Origin of the sequence: Psychrobacter sp. AOP5-GZ1-6, assembly GCF_052376345.1 — a bacterium.
In the GTDB taxonomy this organism is placed as follows: domain Bacteria; phylum Pseudomonadota; class Gammaproteobacteria; order Pseudomonadales; family Moraxellaceae; genus Psychrobacter.
In genome coordinates this window covers 1-11,890 of sequence record NZ_JBQSVP010000096.1, presented here as the reverse complement: position 1 = coordinate 11,890, position 11,890 = coordinate 1, and the positions used below count along the sequence as shown (strand labels likewise).

Here is an 11,890-nt window from a genome sequence, read left to right as displayed (position 1 = left end):
TATACAATACATTGAAGCTAAGACACCAAAATAAAAAGCCCTTAACATCATGACTGACGTTAAGGGCTTTTATCATTTTATCAATCGCTCATAAGGATAATACGATCTGCTTCAACATCTTTATTCTTGCCATTGCTCAAGCGTAAACTTAGTATCTAAATGCGTCTCTAATGCAGGTAGGTTAAAAGCATCGTCTTCACTAACAAAGCTGATGCTGATGCCTGTCTGCCCAGCACGCCCTGTACGACCAATACGGTGTACGTAATCATCTGGCTGATCTGGTAAGGTGTAATTCACCACATGACTGATATCATCGACATGGATACCACGCCCTGCTACATCTGTCGCGACTAAAATACAAGCGTGACCATCCTTAAAACGCTGTAAGTATTTTTCACGTTTTTGTTGGATAACATCACCTGACAGCATCACAACTTTATGGGCTTGACGCAGCTTATGATAAAGGCGTTTTACTTGGTCTTTACGATTGGCAAATACAATGACTTTATCCATCGCAGGATCACTAATAATACGCTGCAATGCTTCTAACTTTTGATTTTCTGTCAATAAGTAAAAATGCTGATCGACCAATTCACTGGTCTTATGCTCAGGTTCAATTTCCACAAATTGTGGCTCATGCAACCAACGATAAGCCAAGTTCATCACATCTTGATTAAAAGTGGCAGAAAACAATAAGCTTTGGCGGTCTGTATTGGCTGGCATACGGCCGACTAAACGCTTAATGTCAGGAATAAAACCCATATCAAGCATTCTATCCGCTTCATCCAACACCAATACTTCGACACGATCCAGATAAACCATGCCTTTATTGGCAAGATCAATCAATCGACCAGGCGTTGCAACCAATATATCGACATATTGACGCTCAAGCTCATACTGTTGTGTCTCATAATTGGTACCACCCATGATACAGACACTGTGTAAAGAGGTATATTTGGTCAGAGCAATACAGTCATCAAATATTTGCTGAGCCAGCTCACGAGTTGGCGCCATGATTACCGCACGTGGTTCACCTAAATAACGCTCCTCACCATTAGTGAAAGGACGTTTGAGTAAAGCTTCCATAATGGTCAATAAAAACGTTGCTGTCTTGCCAGTACCTGTTTGTGCCTGTCCAATAGCATCTTGATTGGCCAACGTATGTGGTAGTATTTGTGCCTGAATAGGCGTTAGTTCAGTAAAGCCCAAATCACTTACCGCACGTAAGGTTGATGTTGAAAGTGGCAAATCAGTAAATGTTGTGAAATTGCTCAAAAAAATATCCTTTTTAATTAATCGCTTGTTCATTATTAATCATGAATAAGCTCGTAACAACTTTGGTCAAACTAGGCACTCTTAGCCCATTTAGATAACTAGCAATTGACTTGAAAACACACCCTAGGCATCGTGTAGACATAAAAAAAGCCAAGCCCAGTGTCTGATCCTACCAATGATGCTGATATTAACGCAACATGGATAAAATAAAACGGGCTTGACTCAGTAGTATATCAGTAGTTTGTACAGACATTATAGCTAAACCATTATAATGCCTGAATAGATTACTCTGCTACTTTTCTGACTTCTTCAGCTTGAAGACCTTTTTCGCCCTCTACTACACTGAACTCAACCTTTTCGCCATCTGTTAAAGAGCGATAGCCATCACCTTGAATCGCGCGAAAATGGACAAAAATATCTTCTCCGCTATCACGTTGAATGAAACCAAAACCTTTCGAGTCATTAAACCACTTAACGGTACCTTGCTCACGAGCTGACATAATATTACTTCCTAAAAAAGTCTGCTTAGCCCCAAATTCCTTTGCAAAACTGCATACAATCGGGATCTAAGATCATGAAATCAAAAAAATGAGAGTCTTACTCTAATGCGTGTCTGCATTTACAAAATAGTGATAAAAATGAGAGAAACTGCAACCAAACAAGCAAAGTAGTACAAATATATCAGTCAGCTACTTGATGCTGTTTAGCGAAGCTTCATCTACTTTTAATCCATGTAATGTTTGATATTCAGATTAATGACACGCCATAATCACTATTACCTAAACATTACACCTACCTTATAAACCTATCATAATAACAGCAACAAATTTGTAATATTTATTGCATAAAAAATATCATAGCACGGGTTTTTAGCAACATAAAGACTTTTAACATGCTTTTTAATGCTTAGGTGAGTTTTTCATGTAATTTTTTATAACCTTCATCAGCAAGCTGTTATCATAAAGAAATAAGCAGCACTACCATGAAATGATAAAATTTGCTTTTCTAAGCGTCAGATACCTTACAATAGACTACTAATCTAAGACAACAGCTACAGAGACCATTATGACCACGCCTTCTCAATTTGCCGCAGCTGCGACACCTTCTAGCCAAAAAAGTATCCAAACACGCACGCATAAACTGTTACTGGTTAATGGAGTCAATCTAAATTTATTAGGTAAACGCGAGCCTGAAATTTATGGTCATACCACACTGGCAGATATTGAGAAACGCTTAACAACACGAGCCGCTCAGTACAATATTGAGTTAATATGTGTACAATCAAACCACGAAGGCCAAATAGTTGATAGTATTCAACATTATGGGCTATTGGCAGATACAGCAGCACAGGTAGATGCTATTATCATAAACCCTGCCGCATTTACGCATACTTCAGTTGCCATACGTGATGCACTATTAGCCACACAAAAGCCCTTTATAGAAGTACATTTATCCAATGTTCATGCACGTGAACCTTTTCGCCATCACTCTTATTTAAGCGATATTGCAGTTGGAGTTATTTGTGGCTTGGGACAGATGGGCTATCAAATGGCATTGGATTATTGGCTAGACAACCTCTACTCTATAAATATTGCTGACTGAAGTTTAGGGTTTATTAAACATTCAAACATTAAGGTGACTGATCGCTATAACTGCACCAGACTAGGCGAAAATTGATGATAACGTCGAAACCTCAGCTAGGTTTTCAACAATGTTTGGGATAATGTTAGCATCAGCCTTTCAAGGCAGTACATTAGAACGCAGCCTAATTGAGCAGTAACGATCAAAAAATAGAATTACGACTGAATAAACAACCCACTACATGGTGATATGAATGGCAAAATCGTCTGGAAAGCGCTTTATGAAACTCGCTGGCATGACTGCAAGTATTGCCGGTAAAGCAGCTAAAAACTCATTTAAGCACCTCTCAAGTGACGAAGAAAAACGTTTACAAGCACGATCAGAGCTAATGCAAGAGGTAGGCATCCAGATAGCCGAAACACTTGGTGAAATGAAGGGTGCGGTGATGAAAGTGGGACAAATCGCATCGCAATATAAAGATGTATTTCCACCCGAAGTAGCAACGGCTTTAGAAAAGCTACAAAAAGATGCGCCGCCCATGCCCTATACACAAATACAGGCACAAATAGAACGTGAGCTCAAAGCACCTGTGACCGAACTATTTAGCAAGTTTGAAGAAATGCCGTTTGCTGCAGCATCCATTGGACAAGTACATAAAGCAATGCTGCCGTCTGGTCAAAAGGTCGTCGTAAAGGTTCAGTACCCAGGCGTCGATGAAAATTGTGATAGCGATCTCAAACAAGTACGCATGGCTTTAAAAATTGCTGGCGTACTTAATATGAGTAAGCAGCTACAAGAACAGTTATTTAACGAGATTAACCAAAGTCTGCACGATGAATTAGACTATATAAAAGAAGCCCATAACTTACGAGTATTCGGTGCTTTTCATGCAGAGGATGAAGGTCTTATTATTCCAAAAGTCATCAGCAGCCACTCATCTAAGCGAATTTTAACCTTAACAGAAGAGGCAGGAGAGACACTAAGCGTCGCGTCAACTTGGGACAATGAGATCAAACAACAGATAGCAAAGCGTCTGTTTCATTTTACCGCAGGACAACTGTTTGGCTTATATCGTATGCACTGTGATCCACACCCTGGAAACTTTGCTTTTCGTAAAGATGGCAGCGTTGTGGCTTATGATTTTGGTGGTATTCGCAGCTATAGTGACAACGAAATTCAATTATTTCGTCGTTTTGCCAAGCATGCCATCAAAAGTGATGTCACAGCACTCGAACAGGATTTAATCGCTTTAGACATTCGCCGTGATGACGACAAAGATATTCCTGGTGAGTTTTATAAAAAATGGTTATCTATTGGCTTAAAACCTTTGTCTATCGAGCCTTATCAAAAAGGTCGTTTTGATTTTGGCAGTAGTCAAGTACATCACGAAGCCATTGCACAAATGCGCACCTCTTTAAAGTATTTTGGACAATTCCAACCTTCTGCCACGACCATGATGCTAGATCGTACCGTATCAGGACAATATTGGAACTTGGTCAACTTGGGTGTTGAGATTGACCTATCGCCACTGGTACATGAATACATTGACGTATAAAAATATAAAAGATAGCGCTCTAGATCTAGATAGCTAAATAAACAGCATGAAGAGAACCACTGTCTATAATACTGCCACTATGTGCCCCAAACGTCGTAATTACTAGATATGTAAGGCATGTCCGCATCGATCACAGAAATCTGCGGAGACAGCATGACCGAATTTACCACAATTAGGACAAGTCACAGGACTCAGCTGAGGGCGCATATTTCGTGCTAGCTCAGAGGTAAAAATACCTGTCGGTACCGCAATGATCGAGTAACCTGTAATCATAACCATACTTGCAATCGCCTGACCCAACGGTGTTTTTGGTGACATATCACCATAACCAACCGTTGTCATGGTTACAACCGCCCAATAAATAGACAGTGGAATACTGGTAAAACCATTCTTTGGACCTTCTACTACATAGATAATTGATCCGAATATCGTAACCAAAAGTACCAATGACAAGAAAAATACCGTGATTTTTTGTTGACTGGTTTTGAGCGCTGAAGCCAAAAAACCCGCTTGTTGCATATAAGCTTTAAGCTTAAGTACTCTAAAAATACGTAAAATACGTAAAATACGAATAACCAGTAAGTATTGAACACCCACAAACATTAGACTTAAATAGCTTGGCAGCACAGACAGTAAGTCAACAATCCCAAAAAAGCTAAAAGCATAACGTAAGCGATTGGGTGCTGAAAAAAGCCTTAAAATATACTCCATCGTAAACAAAATAGTGAAAAACCATTCTGCATAAAAGAATATAGTGCCATATTGCAAACGCATGTATAGCACACTGTCAATCATTACCACAGCCACACTGGCCAAAATTGCAATCAATAATACAATGTCAAAAATCTTACCCAAACGAGTATCCGTGCCTTCGATAATGACATGAATACGGTTACGTAAGTGTGTAATGGCTTCGGCAGTTAATTGCTTCATAGAGTCAGTAACTTCATCAGATCATTGTCTTAGTACTCTGCAATGACTTAAATTTAGGTGAATAAGACCAAGTTGGTCAAAATACATAAAACTGGTTTATAATATTGCCCACTAACCACAGTGAAGACAATCTATAAGTTGCCACAGTGTAGCAAAAAAGCACTTCTAACGACATACAAATCATTAACATGTGAGAAGCTGTGTTACTTTGAATAAATAGAATAACTATATTATAAGAACAGCTAATTCAATGTTGAAGATTATTGTTAAATACTTTTTTTAAGCATAGCAATTAATACGTAAAACCTAAGGATGTTATATGGCAGGTCACTCAAAATGGGCAAATATTAAACACCGTAAAGCCCGTCAGGATGCGGTAAGAGGTAAAGTATTTACCAAAATTATTCGTGAAATCGTTTCTGCTGCTAAGCAAGGTGACCCTGATCCGGACAAAAACCCACGCCTACGTGCCGTTATCGAAAAAGCCTTATCGGTTAATATGACTAGAGATACGATTAACCGTGCGGTCGCTCGTGGTACAGGTGGCGGCGACAATGAAAATATGGAAGAAGTTAGCTACGAAGGCTATGGTGTTGGTGGTGTGGCTGTACTGGTAGAAACCTTAACTGATAACCTCAATCGCACAGTCAGTGAAGTACGTCACGCCTTTACCAAAAATGATGGTAACCTTGGCACGTCAGGCTCAGTGGCCTATCTATTTACCAAACGCGGTGAAATCATCTTTAACGATATAAGCTTAGAAGACGAAGTCATGCTGGTCGCATTAGATGCCGGCGCGCTTGATATCGAAAACGATGGCGAAAGCTTACTTGTCATCACCGAGTGGGAAAGCTTTGGTCAAGTAAAAGATGCGCTTAATGCAGCAGGTCTGGTTTCTGACAACGCAGAAGTCACTATGTCGCCATCAACCACAGCTGAGATAGATAATGTTGATGATGCCGAAAAAGTCATGAAGATGATCGATATGTTAGAAGATGCTGACGATGTTCAGGAAGTCTATACCAACGTTAGCTTTACTGCTGACGTGATGGCCCAACTCGAAGGGTAACGCAAATAGTCTCAAATGTAGCTTATGTTACTGATCTGTGAGGTCTAAATATTAGAAATAACCTTTAACATTAATTATTTAAACTTTAGAGCCAGACAGTTTCTTACTGTCTGGTTTTTTGTTGTCACAAGTATGCCTATAGACATTGTTTTTGTGAAAATTGAGGCATATAATCGCACAAAAACGGTAATAGTTATTATTTGCAACAATGCGAATAATTAAGGACTCTCTATGAGTATTACGATCCTCCCTTCTCAAAACTCCACTACCGATACATCTATTCTTTCTGATAATAAACCTACATCATCTCCTGTGTGTTCATTATTAGACTTAGACAAGCGCCAGCCTGCCATTATTGATGAGATTGTCGCCAATAGCCGGTTTGGTGAGATCGATGGTGCTATTAGTCAACGACTAAAAGATTTAGGATTTTTACCCAATACTTTGGTTCACATTGTAGCCAAAGGCTTATTTGGTAAGCCACCTTATGCCGTGCAGCTCAACACAGGCGCACAATTTAGCTTACGTGCCGATGAACTGATAAAAATACAATGCCGTGCTGTCACATAAAGGCAAATGGTAAAAGGCACTAATTATTGGATGCCCACCAGCTCTATCCAAATGCTTTTCTCATATAGTCGATTCAATTTAAAAGTCATACAAGGCAGCCGAGCGTAGAGGTATATTAAATACTTTAAGCGAGGTTAATGCGGTAACACTTTTATAGTGGAATGACTATGCCAGTCCTTTTAACAGCGATTCATAAGTTATGCCCTCTTCCATACCGATCAATCAAACAACCCACCCCACAAATGCACCTACTACACCTATCACACTGGCATTAGTGGGCGCACCTAACTGTGGTAAAACCGCAACCTTTAATGTACTGACCGGCTCTAAAGCCAAGGTCGCCAATTACTCTGGGGTCACGGTTGACAAACGTAGCGCCTTGCTACTTGGTCACACTGACGTGCATATTTTAGATTTGCCCGGCACTTATAGCTTAAAAACAGCAAGCCTTGACGAAGAAGTCACGCGCAAAGTGTTATTCGGTCAAATGCTAGGTGAATCTATCCCTGATGGCATCATTTTTGTGGCCGATGCCACCAACTTGCGTATGTCATTACGGATGTTACTTGAGCTCAAAAGTTTGGGCTTGCCCATCATCGTGGCACTCAATTTAAGCGATGTGGCACAAAGCCGTGGCTTGGTAGTTGATGAGTCTATATTGTCAGATGAGCTTGGCGTACCTTTTGTGAAAACCGTTGCCATTAAACGTAAAGGCTGCGAGCAGTTATTCACACTGGCTGACGAACTTATTAAACATATTGGTAGCCGCGACAAACCTGTATGTTTTTTTAATAGCAATACCGATACCCACATGCTGTATCAGCAAGCTGATGATATTTTAAGCCGCGCAGTAACTAGAGCACAACAACTACCAAAATGGCATGAGCGACTGGATCAACTGACATTACACCCTGTTATAGGCGTAGTCATTTTATTAGTGATTCTGTTTGTTATATTTCAAGCTGTCTATGCCTGGGCAACACCGATTATGGACAGCATCGAATGGCTGGTGGGTAGTATTGGCATTTTATTGTCACAATGGCTGCCAGACGGCATATTACAGAGCTTAATTGTAGATGGTATTGTTGCGGGCGTGGGCAGCGTATTGGTATTTGTACCACAGATTACCTTGCTATTTTTATTTTTATTAGTCCTTGAATACTCAGGTTATTTACCACGAGCGGCATTTTTGTTAGACAACTTATTAGCAAAAGTAGGACTGTCTGGTCGCTCGTTTATTCCACTGCTATCTGGTTTTGCCTGCGCTGTACCAGCCGTGATGTCAACCCGTACCATTCCTAGCCATAAAGAACGCTTAGTGGCTATTGCTGTGCTACCCATGCTTACCTGTTCCGCTCGCTTACCTATTTATGCACTTATTATTGCAGCGGTGATACCCAGTCAAACCGTGTTGGGCATATTCAACTTGCAAGGAATCACGTTATTTATATTGTATGTTGCCGGTACATTTTCAGCGGCATTGGTATCGTGGTTATTTAAACGTTTTAGTGGTACAAAATCAGAATCGTCTGCATTCCCCTTACTGATGGAGTTACCAACGTATCGCATGCCAAATGTGATGCATATTGCGGGAGAACTTTGGGACAAAGTACGTGCCTTTTTAATGAAAGCAGGTACAGTTATTTTTGCCTTATCAGTCATACTATGGGTGTTGGTGACCTTTCCATCAGCACCCGTAGACGCAACTGGTCCCGCAATTGATTATAGCTTTGCTGGTATGCTTGGTCATGCTATTGAACCTATCTTTGCACCAATTGGATTTACATGGCAGATGTGTATTGCACTGATTCCAGGGCTTGCGGCTAGAGAAGTCGTGGTAGCTGCTTTGGGCACCGTATATGCGGTGGGTGATGTGGGTGATGAACTCATGAACCAAACATTGATTCCTATCATTCACGCTCAATGGGGTTTGGCCACAGCTTTTTCATTTTTGGCATTCTACGTATATGCGCCTATGTGTTTGGCCACGCTTACCGTGATTCGACGTGAAACCAAATCATTAAAGCAAACATTAATGATTACGGGATATCTGTTTGCCTTGGCTTATGCAATGGCATGGATTGTTTACCGAATTGCCGGCAGTATTTTTGGATTTTAAGAAACTCACGAAGGAGTTAAAAATGAATATATGGTTAGAATACCTCATCGTTTTTATTATCGTTGCGATATCTTTTTATTACGTGTGGACAAAAGTTATATTTAAGAAATCAAAAGGATGTTCAGGCTGCAAAAAATGCAAGTAGCCAGAATCCTTAAATGTAAGAGCAATCTACAACACTAGCGCTTATCCCTATATAAAAAATGCCAAACCCCTATCAGGTTTGGCGTTTTTTATGTGTTCGATTATTTATCAACAGACAATATCTATACACTTTAGCAGTCGACACCCTCAAGGGTTAACAAGTATTTCTTTTTGTCCAATCCGCCAGTATAACCGCCAATCTTACCATCACTCGCAATCACACGATGACAAGGAACAATCAGGCTAAATGGGTTTTTACTATTGGCTTGCGCAACGGCACGGAATCCTTTTGGGCTATTAACACGTTTTGCGAGTGTCCCGTAGCTGATAGTCTCGCCATGGGGGATTGTTTGCAACCCTCGCCATACTCTTTGCTGAAACTCTGTTCCTAAAGACATATCTAAAGGCAAGTCAAAGTCTTTGCGAGCGCCACTGATATATTCATTGATTTGCTCAATAGCAGTTAGCAAGAGAGCCTGTGTCCTATCAGATATACTTAGGCTATTGCTATCTATGAACTCAAAATCACTATCATCTAGCTTGTAATGCTTTTTAAGCTTAGGTACGGATTTTGAGCTATGCCAAGAATCACCTGCCAGTAGCCAGTTGGCCTCGACCAATTGAGGACTGTCATGCTCACTATAACTGGCACTGGCAATTAAGGTCAATTGATGTGCTCCAAGAGCCGTTGTAGTGACTATCATGACAATTATCCCAATATATATTTATCTGCTAAAAATATCGTTCATTGTACACCGCTACTTCAGACAGTTATTTCAATTTGACTTACTCTTTATCATCAGTCTCGAATAACGCTGCGACAAACTGCTTAGGACTAAAGGCACGCAAATCATCAATCGACTCGCCCACGCCAATGTAACGAATCGGTACATCCGTTGTTTCAGCAACATTAAAAACCACGCCACCTTTGGCCGTGCCGTCTAGCTTGGTGATGGTAATACCAGTCAGTGGTACGACTTTGTTAAATAATTCAACCTGATTAATTGCATTTTGACCTGTGCCAGCATCAAGGACAATCATACCTTCGTGCGGTGCGCTTGGATCAGCTTTACGCATCACACGCACCACTTTTTCAAGTTCTGACATCAGGTGCGTTTTGTTTTGCAAACGTCCTGCAGTATCGGCAATAAGCACATCAATATTTTTTGCCTTAGCAGATTGCATGGCATCAAAAATAACAGAAGCACTGTCTGAGCCATGACCTTGGGCAACCACTGGAATACTATTACGCTCACCCCAAATTTGTAGCTGCTCCGTGGCTGCTGCTCTAAAGGTATCGCCAGCAGCTAACATAACTGACTTGCCTTCACCTTGTAATCGCTTAGCCAATTTACCGATAGTAGTGGTTTTACCTACGCCATTGACACCTACCATCAAAATAACAAATGGTTTTTTGGTACTATCAATCACTAGCGGCGCAACTTTGGGGGTCAAAATATCAACCAGCTCAGTTTGCAAGGCTTTGTATAATGAGTGAGCGTAAATCAAATCACCACGGTCGGTCTGTTCAGTAAGGCTTTTGATAATACGGTTGGTCGCATTGACACCAATATCGGCAACCAATAGCTGATCCTCGACTTCTTCTAACAGTTCATCATCAATCTCTTTACCACCGATCAAGATATTGACCATACCTTCGGCTAAGTTTTTACGTGACTTACTAAGCCCCGTTTTCATACGATTAAACCAACTGCCTTTTTTATCAATTTTTTCTGATTCTGCTTCTAGTTTCGTTGACGTGACACTAGCAACTGAATTATTACTATTAGCTGAACTAACACTCGCACTGTTTCCTAAATTTTCTTGCAGTGGCATAGCTGGAATGTTTGCAATATCTTTATCACTAGTAGCATTAGCAACCGAATCACTGCTTTCAGAATTTTTAGCGGCAACCTCAGCGTTGATTTTTGACTCTGTCATAACAATCGGCGTGCCCAACGCGACATTTTCATTCTCAAATGTGGTCGTTGGTGTAATATCCTCAGCCTCATCAATAATAGGCACCGATTGCGCCGGTAGACTGGGTAAAGTAATGTCATCGTCATCCAAGTCGTCAAGGTCACCATCTAGATTGATGACCACACGGTTACTGTTGTTTGGGTTATTCATAAGCTTGCCCTAAAAGTTATCACTACCAGTTATTTGTTTATTTTAAATGGGTTTATCAGCCGTCGTGTTTTTACCATCAGCATGACAAATAATTTTGCCCTAGTTTAGCATAATTCTAGTGGCGCTCAGCCCTTATCCTCATAGACTATCGTCAAAAACCACTGGTTTAGAAGGTGACATAATCAGTTTAGAAAGTTTTGCTTAAGATTTGGACACAAAAATCTGACCTTGAGCATGCTAAACTTCTCCTACTCTACCAACTCTTACTATAAAATTTACTATATTTGTTTAACCACTACTTATTCAACAATTACCCCTTTAGGAACTACCTATGTCCTCACTATCTAACACTTATAAAAAATACAGTAAAAAAATAACCAGTATCAGTGCAGTTACTCTGCTAACGACAATTGTATTGTCAGCAACAGGCTGTAATACCACACATGATATCAAACCAACTGCCAGTGTCATGGTCGGTGCACACACCTCTTTATAAGCTTTCTCTTGTTATAAT

Annotated in this window: 11 protein-coding genes; 6 read left to right on the top strand and 5 right to left on the bottom strand. The window is 40.4% G+C overall.

Features of this window, described 5'->3' with window-relative positions; all coding sequences use genetic code 11:
- Positions 1 to 120 precede the first annotated feature (120 nt).
- A complete protein-coding gene (locus ACT3RN_RS11460) occupies positions 121 to 1,308 on the bottom strand; it encodes a DEAD/DEAH box helicase (RefSeq protein WP_192519605.1) in 1,188 nt (395 codons plus the stop codon).
- A 251-nt stretch (positions 1,309 to 1,559) separates the two neighbouring features.
- Positions 1,560 to 1,775: a cold-shock protein gene (locus tag ACT3RN_RS11455; protein ID WP_192519604.1), complete on the bottom strand. Its 216-nt coding sequence runs from the start codon at positions 1,773 to 1,775 to the stop codon at positions 1,560 to 1,562.
- Between the two features lie 565 nt (positions 1,776 to 2,340).
- On the opposite strand from ACT3RN_RS11455, the gene aroQ reads away from it, so the two are divergent.
- Positions 2,341 to 2,877, top strand: a complete 537-nt coding sequence (gene aroQ / locus ACT3RN_RS11450) for a type II 3-dehydroquinate dehydratase (protein WP_442063138.1) — start codon at positions 2,341 to 2,343, stop codon at positions 2,875 to 2,877.
- A gap of 232 nt (positions 2,878 to 3,109) precedes the next feature.
- Positions 3,110 to 4,411, top strand: coding sequence for an ABC1 kinase family protein (locus tag ACT3RN_RS11445; RefSeq protein ID WP_192519602.1), 1,302 nt, complete (start codon positions 3,110 to 3,112; stop codon positions 4,409 to 4,411).
- Between the two features lie 102 nt (positions 4,412 to 4,513).
- Here ACT3RN_RS11445 and ACT3RN_RS11440 read toward each other — a convergent pair whose 3' ends face one another.
- On the bottom strand, positions 4,514 to 5,344 hold the full coding sequence (locus tag ACT3RN_RS11440) for an ion transporter (RefSeq protein WP_192519601.1): 831 nt from the start codon (positions 5,342 to 5,344) through the stop codon (positions 4,514 to 4,516).
- 319 nt (positions 5,345 to 5,663) lie between these two features.
- Here ACT3RN_RS11440 and ACT3RN_RS11435 point away from each other — a divergent pair, with 319 nt between their 5' ends.
- From ACT3RN_RS11435 to feoB, 3 genes are all read left to right on the top strand, one after another.
- Positions 5,664 to 6,413 (top strand): YebC/PmpR family DNA-binding transcriptional regulator, encoded by a 750-nt coding sequence (locus ACT3RN_RS11435; protein WP_192519600.1) that lies wholly within the window; start codon positions 5,664 to 5,666, stop codon positions 6,411 to 6,413.
- A gap of 231 nt (positions 6,414 to 6,644) precedes the next feature.
- Positions 6,645 to 6,983 (top strand): FeoA family protein, encoded by a 339-nt coding sequence (locus ACT3RN_RS11430; protein ID WP_192519599.1) that lies wholly within the window; start codon positions 6,645 to 6,647, stop codon positions 6,981 to 6,983.
- Positions 6,984 to 7,182: 199 nt separating this feature from the next.
- Entirely contained in the window at positions 7,183 to 9,102 is a 1,920-nt protein-coding gene (feoB, locus tag ACT3RN_RS11425; protein ID WP_442069857.1) for a ferrous iron transporter B, read from the top strand.
- A 275-nt stretch (positions 9,103 to 9,377) separates the two neighbouring features.
- Here the strand turns inward: feoB and ACT3RN_RS11420 are convergent, their stop codons facing one another.
- On the bottom strand, positions 9,378 to 9,950 hold the full coding sequence (locus ACT3RN_RS11420) for a methylated-DNA--[protein]-cysteine S-methyltransferase (RefSeq protein WP_192519597.1): 573 nt from the start codon (positions 9,948 to 9,950) through the stop codon (positions 9,378 to 9,380).
- An 82-nt stretch (positions 9,951 to 10,032) separates the two neighbouring features.
- The gene (ftsY, locus tag ACT3RN_RS11415) at positions 10,033 to 10,944 is read right to left on the bottom strand and encodes a signal recognition particle-docking protein FtsY (RefSeq protein ID WP_225739194.1); all 912 of its coding nucleotides are present in this window, start codon (positions 10,942 to 10,944) and stop codon (positions 10,033 to 10,035) included.
- Between the two features lie 763 nt (positions 10,945 to 11,707).
- On the opposite strand from ftsY, the gene ACT3RN_RS11410 reads away from it, so the two are divergent.
- Positions 11,708 to 11,872 carry a hypothetical protein gene (locus ACT3RN_RS11410; RefSeq protein ID WP_192519596.1) on the top strand — a complete coding sequence of 55 codons (165 nt, stop codon included), beginning with the start codon at positions 11,708 to 11,710 and terminating at the stop codon, positions 11,870 to 11,872.
- The last annotated feature ends 18 nt before the right edge of the window (positions 11,873 to 11,890 follow it).